This window comes from Aeromicrobium sp. IC_218, assembly GCF_004336805.1.
Taxonomy (GTDB): domain Bacteria; phylum Actinomycetota; class Actinomycetes; order Propionibacteriales; family Nocardioidaceae; genus Aeromicrobium.
The window spans coordinates 79,705-102,282 of sequence record NZ_SJXM01000007.1; the positions used below are offsets into that span (position 1 = coordinate 79,705).

24 protein-coding genes and 1 tRNA gene are annotated in these 22,578 nt (G+C 74.1%); 6 read left to right on the forward strand and 19 right to left on the reverse strand.

All coding sequences use genetic code 11. The features are described from left to right. Positions 1–71: 71 nt before the first annotated feature. The 3 genes from E0W78_RS10015 to E0W78_RS10025 are packed head-to-tail and all read right to left on the reverse strand — an operon-like array spanning position 72 to position 3,383. A complete protein-coding gene (locus E0W78_RS10015) occupies positions 72–1,853 on the reverse strand; it encodes an ABC-F family ATP-binding cassette domain-containing protein (protein ID WP_131403813.1) in 1,782 nt (593 codons plus the stop codon). A 28-nt stretch (positions 1,854–1,881) separates the two neighbouring features. Next, a complete protein-coding gene (locus E0W78_RS10020) occupies positions 1,882–2,790 on the reverse strand; it encodes a 4-(cytidine 5'-diphospho)-2-C-methyl-D-erythritol kinase (protein ID WP_131403814.1) in 909 nt (302 codons plus the stop codon). Between the two features lie 47 nt (positions 2,791–2,837). Further along, positions 2,838–3,383 carry a nucleotidyltransferase family protein gene (locus tag E0W78_RS10025; protein ID WP_131403815.1) on the reverse strand — a complete coding sequence of 182 codons (546 nt, stop codon included), beginning with the start codon at positions 3,381–3,383 and terminating at the stop codon, positions 2,838–2,840. Between the two features lie 66 nt (positions 3,384–3,449). On the opposite strand from E0W78_RS10025, the gene E0W78_RS10030 reads away from it, so the two are divergent. Further along, a complete protein-coding gene (locus tag E0W78_RS10030) occupies positions 3,450–4,370 on the forward strand; it encodes an XdhC family protein (protein WP_131403816.1) in 921 nt (306 codons plus the stop codon). Then, positions 4,367–4,954 (forward strand): TetR/AcrR family transcriptional regulator, encoded by a 588-nt coding sequence (locus E0W78_RS10035; protein WP_131403817.1) that lies wholly within the window; start codon positions 4,367–4,369, stop codon positions 4,952–4,954. Before E0W78_RS10030 ends, E0W78_RS10035 begins: the two co-directional genes overlap by 4 nt. On the opposite strand, the gene E0W78_RS10040 is transcribed toward E0W78_RS10035, so the two are convergent. The 6 genes from E0W78_RS10040 to rsmI all read right to left on the reverse strand — a co-directional run bounded on the left by E0W78_RS10040 (position 4,951) and on the right by rsmI (position 11,251). Then, the gene (locus tag E0W78_RS10040; protein ID WP_131403818.1) at positions 4,951–5,667 is read right to left on the reverse strand and encodes a DUF1684 domain-containing protein; all 717 of its coding nucleotides are present in this window, start codon (positions 5,665–5,667) and stop codon (positions 4,951–4,953) included. The two genes, E0W78_RS10035 and E0W78_RS10040, sit on opposite strands and share 4 nt — an antisense overlap. Next, positions 5,664–6,548 (reverse strand): 16S rRNA (adenine(1518)-N(6)/adenine(1519)-N(6))-dimethyltransferase RsmA, encoded by an 885-nt coding sequence (rsmA, locus tag E0W78_RS10045; protein ID WP_131403819.1) that lies wholly within the window; start codon positions 6,546–6,548, stop codon positions 5,664–5,666. Before rsmA ends, E0W78_RS10040 begins: the two co-directional genes overlap by 4 nt. A 17-nt stretch (positions 6,549–6,565) precedes the next feature. Beyond that, entirely contained in the window at positions 6,566–7,639 is a 1,074-nt protein-coding gene (locus E0W78_RS16965) for a resuscitation-promoting factor (RefSeq protein WP_131403820.1), read from the reverse strand. A gap of 147 nt (positions 7,640–7,786) precedes the next feature. Beyond that, positions 7,787–8,647, reverse strand: coding sequence for a TatD family hydrolase (locus tag E0W78_RS10055; RefSeq protein WP_131403821.1), 861 nt, complete (start codon positions 8,645–8,647; stop codon positions 7,787–7,789). Between the two features lie 156 nt (positions 8,648–8,803). Further along, positions 8,804–10,390 carry a methionine--tRNA ligase gene (metG, locus tag E0W78_RS10060; protein WP_131403822.1) on the reverse strand — a complete coding sequence of 529 codons (1,587 nt, stop codon included), beginning with the start codon at positions 10,388–10,390 and terminating at the stop codon, positions 8,804–8,806. Positions 10,391–10,423: 33 nt separating this feature from the next. Then, on the reverse strand, positions 10,424–11,251 hold the full coding sequence (gene rsmI, locus E0W78_RS10065; RefSeq protein WP_131403823.1) for a 16S rRNA (cytidine(1402)-2'-O)-methyltransferase: 828 nt from the start codon (positions 11,249–11,251) through the stop codon (positions 10,424–10,426). A gap of 52 nt (positions 11,252–11,303) precedes the next feature. Here rsmI and E0W78_RS10070 point away from each other — a divergent pair, with 52 nt between their 5' ends. From E0W78_RS10070 to E0W78_RS10085, 4 genes are all read left to right on the forward strand, one after another. Continuing rightward, positions 11,304–12,848 carry a phospholipid carrier-dependent glycosyltransferase gene (locus E0W78_RS10070; protein WP_165570464.1) on the forward strand — a complete coding sequence of 515 codons (1,545 nt, stop codon included), beginning with the start codon at positions 11,304–11,306 and terminating at the stop codon, positions 12,846–12,848. A gap of 157 nt (positions 12,849–13,005) precedes the next feature. Further along, the gene (locus tag E0W78_RS10075) at positions 13,006–13,566 is read left to right on the forward strand and encodes a sigma-70 family RNA polymerase sigma factor (RefSeq protein WP_131403825.1); all 561 of its coding nucleotides are present in this window, start codon (positions 13,006–13,008) and stop codon (positions 13,564–13,566) included. Further along, positions 13,563–14,408, forward strand: coding sequence for a DUF4349 domain-containing protein (locus E0W78_RS10080; protein WP_131403826.1), 846 nt, complete (start codon positions 13,563–13,565; stop codon positions 14,406–14,408). Before E0W78_RS10075 ends, E0W78_RS10080 begins: the two co-directional genes overlap by 4 nt. A 41-nt stretch (positions 14,409–14,449) precedes the next feature. Continuing rightward, positions 14,450–15,541: a glutamate--cysteine ligase gene (locus E0W78_RS10085; RefSeq protein ID WP_242686305.1), complete on the forward strand. Its 1,092-nt coding sequence runs from the start codon at positions 14,450–14,452 to the stop codon at positions 15,539–15,541. A gap of 113 nt (positions 15,542–15,654) precedes the next feature. On the opposite strand, the gene E0W78_RS16560 is transcribed toward E0W78_RS10085, so the two are convergent. From E0W78_RS16560 to E0W78_RS10130, 10 genes are all read right to left on the reverse strand, one after another. After that, positions 15,655–15,819 carry a hypothetical protein gene (locus E0W78_RS16560; RefSeq protein ID WP_165570465.1) on the reverse strand — a complete coding sequence of 55 codons (165 nt, stop codon included), beginning with the start codon at positions 15,817–15,819 and terminating at the stop codon, positions 15,655–15,657. 4 nt (positions 15,820–15,823) lie between these two features. Beyond that, positions 15,824–16,159 carry a LuxR family transcriptional regulator gene (locus E0W78_RS10090; RefSeq protein WP_242686306.1) on the reverse strand — a complete coding sequence of 112 codons (336 nt, stop codon included), beginning with the start codon at positions 16,157–16,159 and terminating at the stop codon, positions 15,824–15,826. A 72-nt stretch (positions 16,160–16,231) separates the two neighbouring features. Beyond that, a tRNA-Ala gene (locus E0W78_RS10095) sits at positions 16,232–16,304 on the reverse strand. A gap of 55 nt (positions 16,305–16,359) precedes the next feature. Then, the gene (locus tag E0W78_RS10100; RefSeq protein ID WP_131403828.1) at positions 16,360–17,247 is read right to left on the reverse strand and encodes an EamA family transporter; all 888 of its coding nucleotides are present in this window, start codon (positions 17,245–17,247) and stop codon (positions 16,360–16,362) included. 102 nt (positions 17,248–17,349) lie between these two features. Then, positions 17,350–18,168, reverse strand: a complete 819-nt coding sequence (locus E0W78_RS10105) for a hypothetical protein (protein WP_131403829.1) — start codon at positions 18,166–18,168, stop codon at positions 17,350–17,352. Positions 18,169–18,268: 100 nt separating this feature from the next. Further along, positions 18,269–18,868 (reverse strand): GNAT family protein, encoded by a 600-nt coding sequence (locus tag E0W78_RS10110; protein WP_131403830.1) that lies wholly within the window; start codon positions 18,866–18,868, stop codon positions 18,269–18,271. Further along, complete coding sequence (locus E0W78_RS10115) at positions 18,865–19,350, reverse strand: molybdopterin-binding protein (protein ID WP_131403831.1); 486 nt, start codon at positions 19,348–19,350, stop codon at positions 18,865–18,867. Before E0W78_RS10115 ends, E0W78_RS10110 begins: the two co-directional genes overlap by 4 nt. Continuing rightward, entirely contained in the window at positions 19,347–19,832 is a 486-nt protein-coding gene (moaC, locus tag E0W78_RS10120; RefSeq protein ID WP_131403832.1) for a cyclic pyranopterin monophosphate synthase MoaC, read from the reverse strand. The genes E0W78_RS10115 and moaC overlap by 4 nt, the downstream gene beginning before the upstream one ends. Positions 19,833–19,843: 11 nt before the next feature. Continuing rightward, positions 19,844–21,181 (reverse strand): gephyrin-like molybdotransferase Glp, encoded by a 1,338-nt coding sequence (gene glp / locus E0W78_RS10125; RefSeq protein ID WP_131403833.1) that lies wholly within the window; start codon positions 21,179–21,181, stop codon positions 19,844–19,846. Between the two features lie 10 nt (positions 21,182–21,191). Continuing rightward, positions 21,192–22,565, reverse strand: a complete 1,374-nt coding sequence (locus E0W78_RS10130; protein WP_131403834.1) for a UTP--glucose-1-phosphate uridylyltransferase — start codon at positions 22,563–22,565, stop codon at positions 21,192–21,194. Positions 22,566–22,578: the final 13 nt, after the last annotated feature.

Genomic DNA, 22,578 nt, shown 5'->3' on the forward strand with positions numbered 1-22,578 from the left:
TCCGATCGCGCGCGACCCCGTCCGAGGCGACACACATCCCGGCAGCGCGGGCGCGAGGTGAGGGACGCGGGTCAGTCCTCGAGCAGGGCGGCGGCGTCGAGCCAGGCCGCCTCGAGGTGCTCGCGCTCGGCGACCACCTCCGCGTGGTCCTTCGCGAGCTGCCCCAGCCGGTGCGCGTCCGTGGCGTGCTCGATCATCTGCGCCTCGAGCGTGGCCTCGCGCTCACCGACCTTCGCCAGCTGCCGCTCGATCCGCTCGACGTCCTTGCGGGCCTGGCGCTGCACCGCGCTGGACGTCGCCGGACGCGCGCTCGTGGAGGCGGCGGGAGCCGGCGCCGCGGCCAGCTCGCGCGAGAGCGAGCGCAGCCGCAGGTACTCCTCGACGCCGCCGGGGAGGTGGCGCAGCCCGCCGTCGATCACCGCGTACTGCTGGTCGGTGACGCGCTCGAGCAGGTAGCGGTCGTGCGAGACGACCAGCAGCGTGCCCGGCCAGGTGTCGAGCAGGTCCTCGATCGCGGCGAGCATGTCGGTGTCGAGGTCGTTGGTCGGCTCGTCGAGGATCAGCACGTTCGGCTCGTCGAGCAGGATCAGCAGCAGCTGCAGGCGGCGCTTCTGGCCGCCGGACAGGTCCTTGACCGGGGTCGAGAGCTGGGCGCTGGTGAACCCGAGCCGCTCCAGCAGTTGGCCGGGCGTCATCTCCTTGCCGCCGGCGACGTACGTGGCCCGCTGGCGCCCGACGACGTCGCTGACCCGGTCGTCGGCGATCTCGTCGAGCTCGGACAGCGCCTGGGTGAGCACCGCGATGCGGACGGTCTTGCCCCGCTTCACCCGGCCGGACGTCGGGGTCACGGCTCCCGTGACTGCACCCAGCAGCGTGCTCTTGCCCGCGCCGTTGACGCCGAGGATGCCGGTGCGCTCGCCCGGGCCGATGCGCCACTCGACGTCGCGCAGCACGACCTTGTCGCCGTAGGCCACGGACACGTCGAGCAGGTCCACGACGTCCTTGCCGAGGCGCGCGGTCGCCAGCTGCTGCAGCTCGACGGCGTCGCGCACCGGGGGCTCGCGCTCGATCAGCTCGTTGGCCGCGTCGATGCGGAACTTCGGCTTCGACGTGCGGGCCGGGGCGCCGCGGCGCAGCCAGGCGAGCTCCTTGCGCATGAGGTTCTGCCGCTTGGACTCGATCGCCGCCGCCTGCCGGTCGCGCTCGACGCGCTGCAGCACGTAGGCGGCGTACCCGCCCTCGAACGGCTCGACGATCCCGTCGTGCACCTCCCACGTGCCGGTGCAGACCTCGTCGAGGAACCACCGGTCGTGGGTGACGACCAGCAGGCCGCCCGCGGTCGGCGACCAGCGCCGCTTGAGGTGCTCGGCCAGCCAGGCCACGCCCTCGACGTCGAGGTGGTTGGTCGGCTCGTCGAGGAACAGGACGTCCCACTCACCGACCAGCAGCGCCGCCAGGGCGACGCGGCGGCGCTGGCCGCCGCTGAGCGTCCCGACCTCGGCGTCCCAGGGCAGGTCGGCCACGAGGCCGTCGATGACGTCGCGCACCCGGGCGTCGCCCGCCCACTCGTGCTCGACGGTGTCGCCGACGACGGTCCGGGCCACGGTGAGGTCGGCGTCGAGGACGTCCGCCTGGTCGAGGAAGCCGACGGTGACGTCACGACGGCGGGTGACCCGGCCCTCGTCCGGCTCCAGCCGGCCGGCGAGCAGGCGCATGAGCGTGGACTTGCCGTCGCCGTTGCGGCCGACCACGCCGACGCGGTCGCCCTCGTCCAGGCCGAGCGAGACGCTGTCGAGGACGCGCTTGGTCGGGAACTCCAGGCTCAGGTTCTCGGCGCCGAGAAGATGGGCCATCAGGCGGTACGGGTCCGGTTGGTCACGCCTAGACGATACGGGCGCCGGGCACGGGGCCGTGCGCCTGGACCACCTCGGTGACCGCGTCCGACCCCTCGAGGAAGGCCGCGAGGTCGGAGGCGTGCGCCTCGTCGGCGGCCAGGAACATGACGGTGGGACCGGATCCGGACACCATCGCGCCCAGGGCGCCGGCGCTGCGGCCGGCCCGCAGGGTCTCGCGCAGGCCCGGACGCAGCGAGAACGCCGCCCGCTCCAGGTCGTTGGACAAGGAGGCGCCGAGCGCCTCGGGGTCGCCGGCCCGCAGCGCGCTGAGGACGCTGGGCGACACCTCCGGCGTGCCGACCTCGTCGTCGTGACGCAGCCGGTCGAGCTCGCCGTAGACCGTCGGCGTGGAGAGTCCCTCGTCGCTGATCGCGAAGACCCAGTGGTAGGTGCCGCGGGCCAGGACGGGGCTGAGCACCTCGCCGTGGCCGCTGCCCATGGCCAGCCCGCCGGTCAGCGCGAACGGCACGTCGCTGCCCAGCGACGCGCCCAGCTCGACCAGCTCCGGACGGGTCAGCCCGGTGCCCCACAGGTCGTTGCAGGCGACCAGGGCGCCGGCCGCGTCGGCGGAGCCTCCGGCCATGCCGCCGGCGACCGGGATGGCCTTGCGGATGGCCAGGTGGACGCCCTCGTCGACCCCGGTCTCGTCGCGCAGCAGGCGCGCGGCGCGCACGGCCAGGTTGTCGCCGTCGAGCGGGACGCTGCCCTCGCGCTCGAGACCCTCGAAGTGCACCTGGACGTGCAGCTCGGCGTCGTCGCTGGGCCGCGCGGTGACCTCGTCGTAGAGGCTGACGGCCTGGTACACCGTGGCCAGCGAGTGGAATCCGTCCTCGCCGAGGGGTCCGACGGCGAGGCTCACGTTGATCTTGGCGGGCACGCGCACGGTCGTCGTCACCGTGACAACCTATCGGCGCCGCGCATCCGTGCACGCTGAGCCGACGCTCACCGGTCGACGTCCTGACCGCCGCCGAGGTCGGTGCAGTCGACGGCGGTCACGTCGTGCACCCGCAGGTAGGGGCGCGCTCCTTCGTCCCCGGCCAGGACGTCGAGCAGCGCGGACCAGTGGTCGCGGCCCAGCAGCACGGGGTGACCGGGCCGCCCCGCGAAGACCGCCCGGCGCAGCGAGGCGGTGCTCGCGCCGCGCACCACGCGGGCCACGGCCTCGGCCCGCTGGCCGGGCAGGTCGACCAGCGTGACGGCGACGGCCGCGGCCGGCGGAAGGGCGCGGAGGCCGACCGCGAGCGAGGCCGACTGGCCCCGCTGCCAGTCCGGCGCGACGACCACCCGGGCGCCGTCCGGCACGAGGGACCGCGCCTCCTCGGCCCCGGCGCCGAGCACGACGGTCACGTGCGGGCAGCCGCCCTCGGCCAGGGCGTCGTGGGCGAGCTGGAGCCACGGGCGTCCGGACGCGTCGCGGGCGAGCGCCTTCGGCCCGCCGAACCGGCGTCCGGCCCCCGCGGCGAGCACCAGACCCACGACGTCGGACATGCCGGCATCCTGCCCGCCGCCGGGCGACGACGCGAGACCTGGCGGCGACGCGCTTAGGGTGGCGGCATGCTCGACCTCGCGCACGACCTCGTCGCCTGGGTGGAGTCCGGCCGCCGGATCGCCGTCGCCACCCTCGTGGACGTCCAGGGCAGCGCCCCGCGCACCGTCGGCTCGTCCCTGGCCGTCGCCGACGACGGCGCCGTGCTGGGAAGCCTGTCCGGCGGGTGCGTCGACGGCGCGGTGCACGACCGCTGCCGCGAGCTGCTCGACGGCACCGCCGACCCCGGTGTCGAGGCCTACGACGGCGACGGCGGACTGGCCCCGGGCCTCACCTGCGGCGGCCGGGTGCAGGTGCTCGTCCAGCTGCTCGGACCGGACGCCGTCGAGCCGCTGCGCCGCGCGGCGGCCGGGCTCGAGGCGCGCCTGGAGCTGCGCCACGCCGGCCGCGTCGTGCACGTGGAGCACCGTCCCGCCGCCCCGCGCATGCTGCTGGCCGGGGCCACCGAGGAGGCGGCGGCGCTCTGCACGATCGCGAGCGCGGCCGGCTACCGCGTCACCGTCGTCGATCCCCGTCCCGTCTTCGCGACCAAGGAGCGCTTCCCCGGCGCCGCCGAGGTGGTCTGCGCGTGGCCCCAGGAGCACGTCGCCGACGCCGGGCTCGACGAGCGCGGCGTCGCCGTGCTGCTCGCCCACGACGAGCGTGTGGACGCCCCGTTCCTGGCCGCCGCGCTCGCACTGCCGATCGGGTTCGTCGGCGCCATGGGCTCGCGCCGGACGCACTCCCGCCGGGTCGACGCGCTGCGCGAGCTGGGCGTCGACGACGCCGCGCTCGAGCGCCTGCACTCCCCCGTCGGCCTGCGGCTGGGCGCCACGACGCCGTTCGACACCGCCGTGTCCGTCTACGCCGAGGTCGTCGCCTCGCGCAGCAGCGCCACCGGCCGTCCGCTGCGCGACGACACCGCACCGGTCCACGGAGCGGGCGCATGACCGAGGCCCCCGACCGCCGCTCGGAGCTGCTCGAACGGATCATCGACCACGTCGTCGAGCACGGCATCGACGGGCTGACCCTGCGCGGGCTCAGCCAGACGACCGGCTCCAACAACCGCATGCTGCTGTACTACTTCGGCTCGCGCGACCAGCTCATCGTCACCGCGCTGCAGCAGTCGACCCGCCGCTTCCCGAAGGTCATGGCGGTGCCGCAGCTCGTGGCCGACGCGTCCGTGCCGCTGTGCGAGCGCCTGGACGCCGCGTGGCGGTCGCTCGCGGCGCCGGAGAACCTGGCCTTCCACCGGCTGTTCTTCCAGGTCTTCGGGCTGGCGGCGTTCGACCCGGCGTCGTACCAGGGCTTCCTGGACGAGGTCGGCATGCAGTGGCTCGACGACCTCACCGTCTCGATCGAGCGCGAGGGCTTCGACCTGGACGCGGCGCGGCGCACCGCCGGTCAGGTGCTGTCGCTGTGGCGCGGCTTCCAGGTCGCCCTGCTGAGCGGCATCGATCCCGAGCGGGTCGACCGGGCCGCGTTCGACTCCCACCAGCGCCTCGTGCGCGAGGTGCCGGCCGCGCGCGACTAGCCGCGCGGGCGCGGGTGCGTCTCGCCGGCCTCGACCGCGAACGGCAGCCGGTTCTCGGCCGGCGGCATCGGGCACAGGTAGTGATCGGTGAACGCGCACGGCGGCAGGTAGGCCCGGTTCAGGTCGACCTCGACCCGGCCGTCGGCGTCCGCCTGCAGCTTGAGGAAGCGGAACTGGCGCGTGGCGCCGCCGTTGGTGGTGTCGGCGAACGGCACCAGCAGGCGTCCGTCGGGCTGGACGAGCGTGACCAGGCCGAGCTCGTGGCCGGCGACCGTCACGCGCACGACGCCACCGAACGTCTCGGTGGCCGCGTGCCCGTCGACGTGGTCGACGGCCAGCGCCGCGTCGGCCGCCTCCAGCACGCCGGTCGCGGCCCACGCCGGGTCCGGCGCGAAGGTGTCGATGCCGTCCAGGGTGGTGCGGGTGCTCGCGCGCGGGTCCCAGACGCGCAGCGCCAGCTCGCCGTCGCGCTCGATCGCGGTCAGCAGCAGGTCGCCGGCGGTGGCCTGCTCGCCCGGGGCGAGACGCAGCCGGCCGTCGGTGACGACGCCGACCTGCGCCTTCCAGGGGCCGTCGAGGCCGGGGACGTCGACGGGGTCGGCACCCATCCAGTGGGTGCCGGTCAGGGACGCCGTGCCGTGCGGTGCCAGCGCCGCCTGCTCGCGCTCGTCGTGCCAGCGCTGCCAGTCGGCCAGCCATGCGTCGTGCGTCATCGGGTCCCCTCCGGGGTGCGGCCCATCGCCACGGCGAGCCGGACGAAGGCGTCGAGGTCGAGCTGCTCGCCCCGCACCTGCGGCGACAGACCGGCGGCCACGAGGGCCTCCTCGGCCGCGGCGGGCGAACCGGCCACGCCGGCGAGTGCGGCACGCAGCGTCTTGCGGCGCTGGGCGAAGGCGGCGTCGACGACCGTGATCAGCCGGCGCCGCAGCTCCTCGGTCTCCCAGCCCGGGACGCTCGGCGGTTCGCGCCGGGTCCAGGCGACGAGGGCCGAATCGACGTTGGGCGCGGGCCAGAAGACGTTCCGTCCGATGTTGCCGGCCAGGTGCAGGTCGCCGTACCAGGCGGCCTTGACGCTCGGGACGCCGTAGGTGCGCGAGCCGGGGCCGGCCGCGAGCCGGTGCGCGACCTCGGCCTGCACCATCACCAGGCCGCGCTCGATCGACGGCAGCAGCTCCAGCAGGTGCAGCAGCACCGGCACCGAGACGTTGTAGGGCAGGTTGGCCACCAGCGCGGTGGGCGCCGGTCCGGGCAGCTCGGTGACGCGCAGGGCGTCCTGCAGCACGAGCGTGAACCGGTCGGCGGCCGCACCCGCGTGCTCCTCGACGGTGCGGGGCAGCCGCGTGGCGAGCACCTCGTCGACCTCGATGGCCACGACGCGGTCGGCGGTCTCGAGCAGACCGAGGGTCAGCGAGCCGAGGCCGGGCCCGACCTCCAGGACGACGTCCCGGTCACCGATGCCCGAGGTGCGCACGATGCGCCGCACCGTGTTGGGGTCGATGACGAAGTTCTGCCCACGCTGCTTGGTGGGACGCAGGCCGATCTCGTCGGCGAGCGTGCGGACGTCCGGGGCGGTGAGCAGGCGGACCTGCCTCACCTCCCCGGCGGACTCGCTCAGTGAACGCCGACCTTGGCCGCGCAGGACCACTGGCCCCAGCCGGAGCGCTCCTGCAGGATCTTGGCGTACTTGATCTGCACCTCACGGCTGTTCTCGTGCGGCAGGCCCGGGCCGCCGACGCTCTTCCACGTCGCCGCGCTGAACTGCAGGCCGCCGTAGTAGCCGTTGCCGGTGTTGATGTGCCAGTTGCCGCCGGACTCGCACTTGGCGATGCGGTCCCAGACGCTGTTGCCGCTCGGCGAGGACGACTCGGGCTTCTTGGTGCCGCGCTCCTCGACCTGGGTGACCGGCTCGCGCACGGTCTTGGTCGAGACGACGGTGCGGCTGCGCTTCTTGCCGTCGGCCAGGACGTAGCGGACCTGCTGGCGCGCCTTGCCGTCCTTGCCCTTGGTGACGACGTCGACCTCGCCCTCGAGGGCGTCGGGGTCCTTGCGGACGGTGGTCTCATGGTCGAGCGCGACGTTCTCGACGCGGTCCACGACCTCGATGTCGACGACGCGGACCCGGTCGCCGTCGGCGAGCGTGGCGTCGAGCGCGGGCTTGACCTCGTCCTCCTGGCCCGGACGCACGCCGGCGTCCTCGAGCACGTCGGCGACGGTCACGCCGGTGGAGGTGACCCGGCGGGCGTCGTCGCCCTGGCGGATCTCGACGGTCTTGGGGTTGCTGACCACGAGCTGCAGGCCGTCGAGCGGCACGCGGCTGTCCATGGAGCGCGAGACGTAGGCACCGGACTCGGGCTCGACGCCCAGGGCGGCGAGCGCCTCGTCGACGGTGTGCTCCCACGTGGTGACGGTCTTCTGCTGCCCGTCGACGGTCAGGGTGACCGGACGCGCGTAGCTGACCTCGACGGTGTCGCCGTCGGAGATCGAGGTGGCCTGGGCCGGGACGACGCGGTCGTCCAGTCCGACCTTGACGTCCTGGGCCTCCAGCACGGAGGAGACGTCGTCACCGAAGGTGCGGACGGTTTGCTCCTTGCCGTCGACCACCAGGGTCACGGTCTTGGAGAGGCCGGCGTAGGCGATGGTGCCACCGGCGACCACCAGCAGGACCGCCGTGTAGACGGCGATCATGGGCCAGGACAGTGCCTTGAATCGTCGAGCGAAAGCCACGCTTCTCCTCGCGTGTCGGGGGCAGACAACTTGTCCACCATAACCAGCGGTTGGTGGCAGGCCAAGCCGAGGAATCCCAGGTCACACCTGGAACGGCGGGCCGGACGGCTACCAGCGACCGCCGAACGCGGCGAACGTGTTGGCCTCGACCTGGGCGCACAGCTCGGTCAGGTCGGCCCCCCGGACGTCCGCCATGAGCCGCATCGTGTGCGGCACGAGGAAGGACGCGTTGAGCCGTCCGCGGTGCGGCTCGGGGGTCAGGAACGGGGCGTCGGTCTCGACCAGGACGCGGTCCGCCGGCGCCTGGGCCAGGGCCTCGCGCAGGTACGGCGCGTTCTTGAACGTCACCGTGCCGGCGAACGACAGGTGGGCCCCGCGCTCCACGCAGGCCCGCGCGAAGTCGGCGTCGCCGGAGAAGCAGTGCATCACCCAGCGCTCGGGGGCGCCGACCTCGTCGAGCACGGCGAGTACGTCGTCGTGGGCGTCGCGGTCGTGGATGACCAAGGTGCGGTCGTGCCGCTTCGCCATCTCCACGTGGGCCCGGAACGAGCGGTGCTGCGCCCCGCGACCGTCCGGCCCGGTGCGGAAGTAGTCGAGTCCCGTCTCCCCCACCGCACGCACGTGGTCGCCGGCGCCGGCGAGCTCGTCGATGACGGCCAGCGCCTCGTCCAGGCGTCCGTCGGCGTCGAGCCGGGCGGCGTCGTTGGGGTGGATGGCCACGGCGGCGACGAGCTCGGGGTGCTCGGCGGCCGCCTCGACCGCCCAGCGCGAGTCGTCGACGTCGCAGCCGACCTGCACGATGCGGGTGACGTTGACCGCCGCGGCGGCCTCGATCGCCTCACGCGTGCCGAGCCGGTGCCCGCCCTTGACCCGGACGTCCAGGTGGCAGTGGTTGTCGACCACGGGCGCCGGCAGCGGCTCGGGCGCCTCCGGCCAGAGCGCGCGGACGTCCTCGCTGCGCTCGCTCACGGGCGACCGCCCGTCGGAAGAGCACGGTACGGGCGACCACCCGTGAGTGCCTGGATGGCTCGCTCGCTGCACTCGCTCACGCGCGACCGCCCGTCGGAAGGGCACGGTACGGGCGACCGCCCGTGAGTGCCTGGATGGCTCGCTCGCTGCGCTCGCTCACGCCTGCGGAGCGTCCAGCTCCAGGCGCGGGAATAGCGCCGGGCCCTTGGTGACCGGCGTGCCGGCCGGCAGCTGGCCCCAGCGGGCGACGTCGTCGAGGCGCTGGTCGGCGAGCGGACCGAGCGGGCCCTCGGCGCCGAGCGACTCCCACAGCGCCGCGCACGCCTTCGGCATGACCGGGTTGAGCACGACGGCCAGCACGCGCAGCCCCTCGGCGGCGGTCGCCATGATCGTGGCCAGGCGATCGCGCTGCGCCTCGTCCTTGGCGACCTTCCAGGGCTCCTGCTCGGTGAGGTAGCCGTTCAGCTCGTCGACGATGCGCCACACGGCGGTCATCGCGTCCTGCGGGGCGACGGCGTCGATGGCCGCGTCGGCCTCGGCGACGGCCGCGGCCACGGTGTCGACGACCTTCTGCTCCGCGGCGGTCTGCTCGCCGGAGGCTGGCAGGGCGCCGTCGAAGTACTTGCCGATCATCGCCGCGACGCGCGAGGCGAGGTTGCCGAAGCCGTTGGCGAGCTCGGCGGTGTAGCGGGCGGCGATGTCCTCCCACGAGATCGAGCCGTCGGAGCCGAACGTCAGCGCTCGCGTGAAGTAGTAGCGGTAGGCGTCCGAGCCGAACGTGTCGACGAGCTCGGTCGGGTGGATGCCGTTGGCCTTGGACTTGCTCATCTTCTGCCCGCCGACCAGCAGCCAGCCGTGCGCGAAGACCTGCTGCGGCACGGGGAGCCCGGCGGCCATGAGCATCGCCGGCCAGATGACCGCGTGGAAGCGGACGATGTCCTTGCCCACGAGGTGGATGCTCGCCGGCCAGAGCTCCTCGAACCGCTCCTGGTCGACGCCGTAGCCGGCCGCGGTGAGGTAGTTCAGCAGCGCCTCGACCCACACGTACATGACGTGCTTGTCGTCCCACGGCACCTTGATGCCCCAGTCGAACGTCGAGCGCGAGATCGACAGGTCGCGCAGGCCGCGCTCGACGAACGACACGACCTCGTTGCGCGCCGACGCCGGCTGCACGAACTCGGGGTGCTCACGGTAGAGCTCGAGCAGCCGCTCGGCGTAGTCGGAGAGCCGGAAGAAGTAGTTCTCCTCGGTCATGTGCTCCAGGCGGCTGCCGTCGAGCGTCGAGACCTTGTGGCCCGCGTCGTCGCCCTCGCCGTCGGCGACGTACTCGTCGGCGACGAACTCCTCCGAGCCCACGCTGTAGTAGCCCGAGAACGAGCCCTTGTAGACGGCACCGGCCTCGTGCAGCGCGGACCAGAACGCCTTCGCGCCGGCCTCGTGGCGGGCCTCGGTGGTGCGGATGTAGTCGTCGTTGGCCGCGTCGATGGTGCGCAGCAGCGGCTTCCACTCGTTCTCGACGAGGCGGTCGACCCACTCCTGCGGGGACACGCCGTTCGCCTGCGCCTTGCGCAGCACCTTCTGGCCGTGCTCGTCGGTGCCGGTGAGGTACCAGACCCGCTCGCCGCGCTGGCGGTGCCAGCGCGTCAGCACGTCGCCGATCGTCGTGGTGTAGCCGTGTCCGATGTGCGGGGCGTCGTTGACGTAGTAGATCGGCGTCGTGACGTAGAAGGTCGAGTCGGACATGCCGCCCATCCTAGTGAGCGCCGCCCGCGCCGATCAGCGGTGGGCCGCGGCGTAGACGTCCTTCTTGCGGGCGCCGGTGCCCTCGGCGACCCGGGCGATGGCGTCCTTGCGGGTCAGCCCGCCGGACTCGGCCTCGCGGACGAGCTCGGCCAGCTCGTCGGCGGAGTACTCGCGCTGCTCGGCCACGGCGCCGGAGACCACCAGCGTGACCTCGCCGCGCACCCCGTGCTCGAGCCCGGCGCACCACTCGGCCAGCTCGCGCACGCCGCCGCGCCGGACCTCCTCGTAGGTCTTGGTCAGCTCGCGGCAGACCGCGGCCGGCCGGTCGTCGCCCCAGGCCGTCGCCATGTCGCGCAGCGTGGCCTCGGTGCGGTGCGGCGACTCGAAGAACACCATCGTCCGCGGCTCACCCGACAGCTCGGCCAGCCGTCGTCCGCGCTCGCCGGCCTTGCGCGGCAGGAAGCCCTCGAAGCAGAAGCGGTCGACCGGCAGGCCCGAGACGGCCAGCGCGGTCAGGACGGCCGACGGCCCGGGCACGGCGGTGACCGGGACGTCCGCCTCGACGGCGGCGGCGACCAGCCGGTACCCGGGGTCGGAGACGCTCGGCATGCCCGCGTCGGTGACGACCACGACGGTGGCGCCGGCCCGCAGCTCGTCCAGCAGCTCGGTGGTGCGCCGCTCCTCGTTGCCCTCGAAGTAGGACACGACCCGGCCGGACGGCTCGACGCCGAGCTCGCCGAGCAGGCGGCGCAGGCGGCGGGTGTCCTCGGCGGCGACCACGTCGGCCGAGGCGAGCACCTCGCCCAGGCGGCTCGAGGCGTCCGCGACGCGGCCGATGGGGGTTCCGGCGAGGATCAGCACCCCGCCATCCTCGCAGGTGGGAGCCACGAGGCGTCTGCCTAGGATCGGGCTCGTGCCCCGTCTGCCCGCCGTCGCGCGTGATCGCCACCTGCTCGGCTGGGCGGGACCGATCGGCCTCGCGGTGCTGGCGTTCGTGCTGCGCGTGTGGAACCTCGGGTACCCGAACCGGCTGCTGTTCGACGAGACCTACTACGCCAAGGACGCCTACTCGCTGCTGCACCACGGGTACGTGCGTGACTGGTCCGAGGACGTCAACGACGACTTCGCCCGCGGCGACTTCTCCGGCCTGCTCGACCTTCCGACGCAGATCGTCCACCCCGACGGCGGCAAGTGGATGATCGCGCTCGGCCAGTGGGTGTTCGGCACCGACTCGTTCGGCTGGCGCATCAGTGCCGCCGTCGCCGGCGCCGTGACGGTGCTGGTGCTGGCCCGGCTCGTGCTGCGGCTCACCGGCTCGCTCGTGGCGTCCTGGCTGGCCGGGCTGCTCCTGACGCTCGACGGCGTCCACTTCGTGCTCTCCCGCACCGCCTTGCTGGACGTCTTCCTGTGCCTGTGGGTGGTCGTCGCGGTGGCCTGCCTGGTCGCCGACCGCGACTGGATCGACGCCCGGCTCGACCGCTTCCACGCGTGGCGCCCGTGGCAGGTCGCCGCCGGCGTCAGCCTCGGGCTGGCCTGCTCGGTGAAGTGGAGCGGCGTGTACGTGCTCGCGGTCGCCGGCCTGGCGATCGTGCTGTGGGAGGTGCACGCCCGTCGCGCGGCCTGGCGCGCCGACCCGGGAGCCCTCCGGCGTCCCGGCCTGGTGCTCACCACCCTGCGGGTCGGCGCCCCGGCGTTCGTGACCCTCGTCGGGCTCGCGCTGGTCGTCTACGTGCTGAGCTGGACCGGCTGGCTCGTCCATCACGAGGCGTACGAGCTGCGGTTCGGGCGCGGCTACGGCGACACCCCGGCCTGGGGCTCGTACGTGGGCACCGACCCGGGCTCGTGGTGGGGCGAGACCTGGAACGCGCTGCGCTCGCTGTGGCACTTCCACGTCATGGCGTTCGACTTCCACACCGGTGACTACCTGGCCGGGCAGACCCATCCGTACCAGTCGCACCCGCTGGGCTGGCTCGTGCTCGAGCGCCCGGTCGGCGTGGACGCGCAGAACGACCTGCCCGCGGCCTCGTGCGGCGCCCCGGCAGACTCCTCGTGCATGCGCGAGGTGCTGGTGCTGGGCAACCCGCTGGTGTGGTGGTCCGGCGTCCTCGCCGTCGTCGGCTCGCTGCTCGCCTGGATGCGAACGCGCCGCTGGCCGTGGTCGCTGCCCGCCCTCGGCCTCGTCGCGACCTGGCTGCCCTGGTTCGCCAGCGCCGACCGGCCGATCTTCCTGTTCTACGCCGTCGTGATCCTGCCGTTCATGATCATCGCGGTCGCGCTGGTGGTCGACGGCCTGCGGCGCGCGCTGCACGGGCGCGCCCGCACGGCGCTGCACGTCGTGCTCGCGCTGTACGTCGTCGCGGTCGTCGTGCTGTTCGTGTACTTCCACCCGATCTGGACCGACGACCTCGTCTCGTACGACCAGTGGCGCGACCGGATGTGGTTCGGCCGCTGGATCTAGCCGCCTCCCCGGCGGCGGTGACCTGGCGTCCACGGACCCTCGTCCCGTGGGCGCTGCCTCACCGCCGAACGCCGGACGCCCAGGGATCCCGCGTGAGACGGTGAGCGCCCTCGCGACATGGGTGGTCGTGAGCACCCTCGTGGCAGGACGGAGCGGCATGATCCCGGACCCCGTCGCGGACGACCACGCCCTGGTGTCCCGCGCCCGGTCGGGCGACCGCGAGGCCTTCGGTGAGCTCTACGCCCGCCACGTGCGGCCGGTCTACTGGCAGGCGTACGGCGTCGTGGGCTCGGCCGCGGACGCCGAGGAGGTCGTCCAGGAGGTCTTCGTGGTCGCCTGGCGCCGGCTCGCCGACCTCCACCTCGTGGACGCGTCCGCGCTGCCGTGGCTGCTGGTCACGGCCAAGAACATCGGCCGCAACCACGCCCGGCGCGCGAGCCGTCGCCGGTGGGAGGCCTACGACGAGACGGCGGCCTCGGACGACGCCCCGCCCGACGAACAGGTCGCGACCGCCCTCGTGCTGGAGCGGGTGCGCGAGAGCCTCGCCGGCCTGTCCGACGTCGACCGCCGGCTGTTCGAGCTGTGCGTCCTCGGCGACCTCACCTACGCCCAGGCGGCCGACGAGCTGGGGCTCACCCACGGCGGCATCCGCAACCGCGTCTCGCGGCTGCGCGGCCGGCTGCGACGCGACACCGACGACCTGAGGGGGCTGGCATGAACCCGCGCGAGACCGACCGGCCCGGCCCGCCCGAGCTGGGCGACGACCGGGTCGCCGCGATGCGCGGCGCGATCGACCGGCGCATCGACGCCGAGGACCACGAGCGCTCGCGCCGCCGTCGCACCGCGATCCTCGCCGCGGCGGCCGCGGTCGTCGTCGGCACGAGTGCCGGCCTTGCTGTCGACGTCCTGCCCCCCACCACCGCCGGGGACGGCGACGCATTGAGCGCCGTGACGGCAGAGGGTTATTCGTACGAGGCCGCGCCACCCACCACACCGGCCGAGCTCGAGGCGCAGGCCTACGTCGACGCTCGGCCGGACCCCGACTTCTTCCCGGGCGACTGGGCCGTCCCGCTGAGCGAGGTCCGGGCCTCGGGGAACGCGCACCTGGACGTGCCCGACGCCGAGGCCACGGCGGACGACCTGCGGTCCTGGATGCCCGGCGCCGACGGTCGGGTCGAGCTCGCCTCGGTCGACCAGGACGGCGACGACACCACCGCGCTGCTGCGGCTGCGCTTCCCGGCCAGCGAGCTCGACACCGTGAGCGACCACCTGGCGTCGCTCGACGACGACTCGCTGGTCAGGGTGACCCAGCGCTCCGTGAAGACGGACGGTGGCGCGAAGGAGCAGTCGCTGTCCTCGCTGACGCCGAGGGCCGGACGAGTCGCGGACGCCGTGCTCTACGTCGTCCTGTCCACCCAGCGCGAGCCCGAGGAGCCGCAGCAGGCCGCCCTCGAGCGCGGGTCCGACGCGGTCGCGGCCGCCCTGCCATGGGTCGGCGGCGCGCTCGTCGGCGCGGTGGGCGTGCTGTGGGCCCGTCGTCCCCGCGGGCGCCGCTCGTAGCCCGAGTTGCCGCGGCTCCGGCCGGGCACCACGATCGCTGCGTGACGGTGCGCAGCGTGGGTGTCGAGGAAGAGCTGCTGCTGGTCGATCCGGGGACGCTGCGGCTCAAGGCCGTGTCGGACCGCGTGGTCGGCGGCGGCGACGAGCAGCTGGAGCAGGAGCTGTTCCTGACCCAGGTCGAGATCGCCAGCGACCCTTCGGCCGACCTCGACCGGGTCGTCGCCGACCTGAGCGCGCGGCGCGGGCGTGCGGCGAGGGCGGCCGCCGACGCGGGCGCGACGATCATGGCCGCCCCGACGCCCGTGCTGCCCGACCCGGACTCCGAGGTCACCCCGAAGGCCCGCTACCAGCGCATGATGGGCCGCTTCGGCGAGCTCGGACGCCGCGCGGTGGTGTGTGGCATGCACGTCCACGTCGACGTGCACAGCCCGGAGGAGGCGGTCGGCGTCGTCGACCGGCTGCGCCCGTGGCTGCCGGTCGTGCAGGCCGTCTCGACCAACTCCCCCTACAACGAGGGCGTCGACACCGGGTACGCGTCCTGGCGGGCCCAGGTGTGGGACGCCTGGCCGAGCGCCGGCCCCACCGAGCCGTTCGGCGACGTCGAGCACTACCGCTCGGCCGTGCAGCGGCTCGTGGCCTCCGGCGCCGCGATCGACGAGGGGATGATCTACCTCGACGCCCGCCTGGCCCGCGCGTACCCGACCGTCGAGGTGCGCGTCGCCGACGTCTGCACCGACCTCGGCACCACCGCGCTGGTCGCCGCCCTCATCCGGGCGCTCGTGACGACCGTGGCCGACGAGCACGCGGCCGACGTCCCAGTCGCGCCGTGGCGCGTCGACCTGCTCCGGGGCGCCCGCTGGCGGGCGAGCCGGCACGGCCTGGCCGACCGGCTCGTCCACCCGGCGAGCGGCGACCTGGTCCCCGCGTACGAGGCGGTCGAGGCGCTCGTCGCGCACGTCCTGCCCGCGCTGGAGTCCGCCGGCGACAGCCAGCGCGTGGCCCAGCGGCTGCACCACCTGCAGGAGCACGGGTCGGGAGCCCAGCGCCAGTGCCGGGTGGCCGGCGACGACACCGACCTCGACGCGGTCGTCCGCGACCTGCTCGAGCGCACCCGCGCGTCCTACGAGGGCTGACCCCGGCCGGGCTCCGCCGCGATGCGTGACGCGTCGGACGTCCGACGTCGCCCACCCCCGTCCGTCCCGACACGCATCGCGGCGGGCGCTGCGGGAACCGGCCGCGGCGGACGCTACGAGGGCAGCTCGTCGGCGTCGCAGACGAAGCGGTCGACCTCCTCGCCGCCGTCGCAGCGCAGCAGCACGACGTGCACCCGTCCTCCGGGCGCCGGATCGACCCGCCACGCCCCGCCGGCGGTCGTCCAGCGCTCCAGGCGGGCGGCAACGTCGTCGGCCATCGGCCTAGCGGTTGACGGCGGTCAGCAGCACGACCGCGTCGTCGAGCGCGAGCAGCGAGTGCCGCTGCGGCGGGACGACCACCATCTCGCCGACGCCGCCCTCCCACGCGTGCGGGCCGGCCACCAGGCGCACGCGTCCGGCCAGCACCTGCACGGTGCCCTCGTCGGGGCTGTTGTGCTCGGCCATCTCGGCGCCGGACCGCAGCGCGATGACGGTCTGCTTGAGCGCGTGGTTCTGCCCGCCGCGCACCGTGCGGGCCGCGCGCCCGCTGGACGCCTGCCGGGCCGCCTCCAGCTCGTCGCGGACGATGCCGGCCAGGTCGATCGACTCCATGCTCATGGCACCACCGTGGCACAGCGCGTGGGCCGCGCAAGGCAACGAAAAAGGGCCGCCTGTCGGCGGCCCTTCCGGTGGAGCATAGGAGATTCGAACTCCTGACCTCTTCGATGCGAACGAAGCGCGCTACCAACTGCGCCAATGCCCCTCGTGCGACGACCACTCTAGCAACCCCCGCCCCGGGGACGACAACCCGGGGGCGGTCACGCCGTGCGGACGCTCGCGCGCCGGGCACCGGCGGCCAGCAGCACCACCGAGAGCGCGACGGCCAGCACCCCCAGCGCGGCCTGCCCGGTGAGTCGTTCGTCCAGCACCAGCACGCCGAGCAGGCACGCGGTGACCGGCTCGGCCAGGGTGAGCGACGAGACCGTGGACGCCCGCAGCCCCGCCAGGCCGGCGACGAACAGGACGTACGCGACGGCCACCGTGACCAGGCCGAGCCAGGCGACCATCACGACTCCGGCGGCGGACGCGAGCGGGCTCAGGTCGACGAGCAGCAGGAACGGCAGGGCTCCCAGGGCGGCGAGCCCGAAGACGCCGCCGACGGTCACCGGCTGGGGCACGCCGGCGTCGAGCATCCGCTTGCTGGCCACGGCGTAGACGGCGTAGGACAGGCCCGCACCGACCGAGCCGATCAGGCCGGCCACCGACGTGCCTCCCCCGCCACCGTCCGCGCCGGCAAGCAGGCCCACGCCCAGCACGGCGACGAGCGTGGCCACGCCCCAGACGGCGGTCGGACGCCGGCGGGTGACCAGCCACTCCAGCACGCCGGTGAGCACGGGCGCGCTGCCCAGCGCGACGACGGTCCCGACGGCGACGCCGTTCTCGCTCGTGCCGAGGAAGAACGTGGGCTGGTAGGCCAGCATCCCGGCCGCGCCGGCCAGCATCGGGGGCCACAGCACGGCGGGGGCGACGCCGGGTCCGCCGTGACGTCGCAGGAACCACAGCGCGACCACACCGAGCACGAGCCCGCCGCAGACGATGCGGGCGAGCCCGACCGCGGACGGCGACGCGTCCGGGCCGAGGGCCTGCGCGGTGCCGGTGGTGCCGAAGCAGACCGCGGCCAGCAGGACGAGGACGAACGAGCGCACGTGCGCAGTCTGGCGCACCGCGTCCCGTCCACCACGCACCGCCACGGACGACGAAGGCCCCGGGAGGTTCTCCCGGGGCCTTCGGATGCTGAGGGGTGGTGGCTACTCGCCGACCGCGCGGCGCGGCGCCTCGACCTGCGTGCCGGACTCGTCGCGGCCGGGCAGGCGGACGTCCTCGCCCTCGACGTGGCCGGACGTCCAGGTGCCCGGCTCGCCGAAGTCGACGGTGCGGACGGTGCGGCCGGCGCGCGGCTTGGTGACGTAGGTGGGCAACGTGACCGGGAGCGGGTCCCACAAGCCGGAGCCGGCCGTGGCGCCGACCGGGACCGCGATCTGGATCTTCTGGTCCAGCGCGTCGACGGCCAGCGGCTCCTCGAGCATGACGTGCTTGCGGTGCGGGTCGTGCTCCTCGAGCTGGCCCGAGACGACGATCGTGTCCTCGCGGCCGTCGTCGGCCTCGGCGGTGGCGCGGCGCGGCAGGCGCAGCGACGGACGCGCGAGGCCCTGCTCGCCGCGCACCTGGACGCGGCAGGCGACCAGCCACGCGGCGATGAGGCCGGCGGGGATCGCCGGCGCCCACAGCGGGGCGACGGCGGCGGCGGTGAGCGCGCCGACCACCACGAGGGCGGTCAGCAGCGTGAACAGCACGCGGCGGCGACGGGTCGCGGCGACGCGGACCATCTCGGGAGTCGCGAGCTCACGCTCGGCAACGGGCGCCGGAGCGGTCTGGACGGTCACCTCGACCTCCACGTCGGCGGCGTCGGCCGAGCGGCGGTGCGGGATGACGCGGGTGAGCGAGGAGAACTTCTCGACCGTGCGGGTCTGGGAGGCCTCGTCGTAGCGGCGCAGCATGTACGGCACGACGAACGCCGCCCACAGGGCGACGATGAAGGCCAGGATGAAGCCGCTGCCGTAACTCACATGGACACGGTAGGACGTCGCGAGCGGCTCATCGGGCAGCGACGCGCGTGTGTCGCGGAGTTGCTCGTGTGACGGGTGTGACGAGAGAGGTCTCGGCCGGTCAGTGGCCGGCGTCGGGCTGCAGCCGGGCCAGCATCCCGCCAGGGACGTCCTCGGCCACGACCTGGAACAGCCAGTGGTCGCACCAGCGGCCGGCGATGTGCAGGTAGCGCTCGGCCAGCCCGATGCGGTCGAAGCCGAGCTTCTGCACCACGCGCAGCGAGGCCTCGTTCTCGGGCCGGATGGCGATCTCGACCCGGTGCAGCCCGACCGTGCCGATGAGGTGGTCGCACACCAGCGCGAGGGCCGTGGGGGTGATGCCGCGGCCCGCGTGGCTCTGCGCGACCCAGTACCCGACGCTGGCCCACCGCGCGGACCCCATGGTGATGCCGCTGACCGTCATCTGGCCGACCATCTCGCCGTCCCAGGTGACCACGAACGGCATCGAGTGCCCCTGGCGGGCGCGCCGGCGCAGGGTGCGGATCATCGAGCGGACGCTGAGGAAGCCGGGGCCGGACGCCTCGGGGAGCGTCGCCTCCCACGGTGTCAGCCACTCGCGGTTCGCGTCGTGCAGCCGGCGCCACTCGCCGGCGTCACGCACCCGCAGCGGGCGCAGCCCGACGCGTCCGTGCTGCAGCTCCGCGGGCCAGCCGGGACTCATTCCTCGCCCCGGACGTGGTCGCCGCCGTGGACCTGGTCCACGAGGTGCCCGACGACCGGCTCGAGCACCGCGAGCCCGTCGCGGACGCCGCCGCGGGAGCCGGGCAGGTTGACCACGACGGTGCGTCCGGCCACGCCGGCCAGCCCGCGCGACAGCATCGCGGTCGGGACGCCGTTCGCGACGCCGTAGGCCCGCAGCGCCTCGGCCACGCCCGGGAGCTCGAGGTCGAGCCGCTGCCGGGTCTCCTCCGGGGTGCGGTCGGTCGGGTTCACGCCCGTGCCGCCGGTGGTGAGGACGAGGGCCGGCGCGGCGGCGAGCACCGTGTCGAGCGCGCGCCCGAACGGCTCGCCGTCCGGGGCGACGACCGGGTCGGCGGTCTCGAAGCCCCAGCGGCGCAGCGCCTCGACCAGCAGCGGGCCGGTGGTGTCGGCGTACGTGCCGGCCGCCGCGCGGTTGCTGGCGACGACGACCGCGGCCCTCATCGGACGTCCTCGCGCCGCCAGTCGCCGCTCTTGCCGCCGGACTTCGCGACCACCTCGACGTCCGTGATGCGCGCGAGCTTGTCGACGGCCTTGACCATGTCGACGACGGTGAGCGCCGCGACGGACACCGACGTCAGGGCCTCCATCTCGACACCGGTGCGGTCGGCGGTGCGCACGGTCGCCTCGATGGTGACGCCCTCGTCGACGACCGCGAGGTCGACCTCGACGCCGCCGATCGCGAGCGGGTGGCACAGCGGGACGAGGTCCGGGGTGCGCTTGGCCGCCATGATGCCGGCGATGCGCGCGACGGCGAGCGCGTCGCCCTTCGGCACGCCCTCGCCGCGCAGCAGCGCGACGACCTCGGGCGTGGTCTGCACCATCCCGCGGGCCGTGGCCGTGCGGGCGGTGACCTGCTTGGCGGTGACGTCGACCATGCGCGCGGCGCCGGACTCGTCGACGTGGGTGAGACGCGGCTCGGTCATGGGCGACCGCCTCAGAACTGCCGGTCGAGCACGAGGGTGCGCACCGTGTCGCCGAGGTTGAGGGCGGTCTCGTCCTCCCCCACGACGATCAGCGCGTTGGCCTGGGCCAGCCCGCCGACCTGGTGCGACCCGCGGCCGCCGACCGGCGTGACCTTGGCGCCGCGGTGGGTGACCTCGAAGAAGCCGCGCACGTACTGGCGCTTGCCCGGCGGCGACGTGAGGTCGGACGCCAGCACGGCGTGCACCATCGGGCGGCGGTACGGGGTGAGCCCCATGAGCCGCCGGATGGCCGGCAGCACGAACACCTCGAACGAGACGTAGGCCGAGACGCCGTTGCCGGGCAGCGCGATGAGCGGCGTCTGCTCGTCGAAGACCCGGCCGAAGCCCTGCGGACGACCGGGCTGCATGGCGACCGGGTGGAACTGCATGTCGTCCATGCCGGTGAGCGCGGCCTTGACGACGTCGTGGTCGCCCTGGCTGATGCCGCCGGTCGTGACGACGAGGTCGGCGCGGACGAGCTGGTCCGACAGCAGCCGGCGGAACGCCTTCGGGTCGTCGTCGACCGAGCCGACCCGGTAGGCGATCGCCCCGGCGGCGCGGACGGCGGCGGCCAGCATGTGGCTGTTGCCGTCGTAGATCGAGTCGTGCTCGAGGTGCTGGCCGGCGTCGCGCAGCTCGTTGCCCGTGGAGATGATCACGACGCGCGGGCGCGGGCGCACCGGCACGCGTCCGGCGCCGAGCGAGGCCAGCAGGCCGATCTCGCGCGGACCCAGCACGGTGCCGGCGGGCAGGACGGTCTCGCCGTTCGTCACGTCGTCGCCGTGCCAGCGGACGTTGGCGCCCGACTCCAGGGCCTTGCCGATCGAGACGCGCTGCGTGCCGCGGTCGGTGAGCTCGTAGGGGACGACGGTGTCGGCACCGCGCGGGATCGCGGCGCCGGTCATGATCTTGGCCGCCGTGCCCGCGCTGATCGCGAACGGCTTGCCCGACCCGGCGGCGACCGACCCGACGACGGGCAGGACGACCGGCTCGTGCGCCGACGCGGACGTGATGTCCTCGGCACGCACGGCGTAGCCGTCCATCGCGGCGTTGTCGAAGCGCGGCAGGTCGTGGCCGGCGACGAAGTCCTCCACGAGCGGCAGGCCGAGCGAGTCGACCAGCGGCTGGTCGTACGGCTCGAGCGGGCCGGTGCCGCGCAGGATGAGCTCGAGGTGGTCCTCGACGGTCAGGACGCCGTCAGGGATGCTCGCGGGCCGCGGCCGCCTGCGGGGTCCGGCGTCGGCTCCCGCGGTCGCTGGCTGAGCGCCGCTGGAGGGCACGGCGCCGGTGGCTTCGTCGTCCGAGGACATGGTGGGCAGCCTAGTCGCCCGTGAGAACCTCGCCGTCGGCGACGCGCTCGGCCGACCCCGTGTCGGCCAGCTCGACGTCGCCCACGACGCGGACCCCGGACCCGAACGTCCAGTCGCCGTGCACGGTGAACGACCGCGCCTCGCGCAGCGACGGCACCTGCGGCAGGCGCTGCTCGAAGGCGTCGATCGTGCCGTAGTACGACTTCTCGAGCCGGACCAGCGGCACCTCGTCGACGGCCGCGCTGACGTGTCCGTCGTCGGCGACGTCGTAGACGTCCGAGCGCAGCAGGGCCAGGTCGTTGGTGGTCTTGACCGGCAGGAACCGCGAGCGCGGCACCTCGATCGCGGTGGCGCCGTCGAACACCTCGACGGCGGCGCCCATGGCGCTCTCGATCTGCACGACCTTGGGCGAGCTCGGGTCGCGCGGATCGACGTTCTTGACGTTGCGGATGAGCGGCAGGCCCATCACCCCGCCGCGCTCCTCGAGCCGGGCCTTGAGCGCCTGCAGGTCGAACCAGAGGTTGTTGGTGTGGAAGTAGCGGTGCCTCTGCATGTCGGCGGCGGCGTCGGCGTCCTGGTCGGGCGTCTGCGCGGTCTCACGCAGGACCAGGCGTCCATCGGCCTTGCGGACGACGAGGTGGCCGCCCTTGACGTCGGCCGGCGTGCGCAGGCACACCTCGGCGGCGTAGGGGGCGCCGGACGCGGCGAACCAGCCCATCATCGCCGGGTCGGGCGCGGCGCCGAGGTTGTCGGAGTTGGAGATCGTCGCGTAACGGAAGCCCTGATCGAGCAGGGTGTCCAGGACACCGGACGTGGCCAGCGCGGTGTAGAGGTCGCCGTGGCCCGGCGGGCACCAGGTGAGCGTCTCGTCGTCCCACTCGACCGGCGTGAGGTCGTCCTCGAGCAGCTTCGGCTCGCGGTTCTGCAGGAACTCCAGCGGCAGGTCGCCGACCGCCAGGTCGGGATAGCGCTCGAGCACCGCGCGGGTGTCGTCGCTGGTGCGGAAGCTGTTCATGAACACGAGCGGCAGGCGGACGCCGAGCTCCTCGCGCACGCCGCGCACCTGGGCGACGATCAGGTCCAGGAACGAGCGGCCCTCACGGACGTCCAGCAGGGACTTGGCGCGGTCCATGCCCATGGACGTGCCGAGGCCGCCGTTGAGCTTGATCACGGCGGTGACGTCGGCGGCCGCGCACTGGTCCTCGAGCGAGACCTCGAGGTCGGCGGCGCGGTCGACCCCGTCGAGCGGATCGACGTCCGCCTCGGGGATCATCCCGGTCTCCCCGGCCGCGAGCTTGCCGTAGAAGTCGGAGAACACGTCGATCGCCAGGTCCGCGATCCCCGCGTCCCGCATCTTGCGCTGAGCTGCCTCGAGTCCGTTCATCGCGAATCAGGCT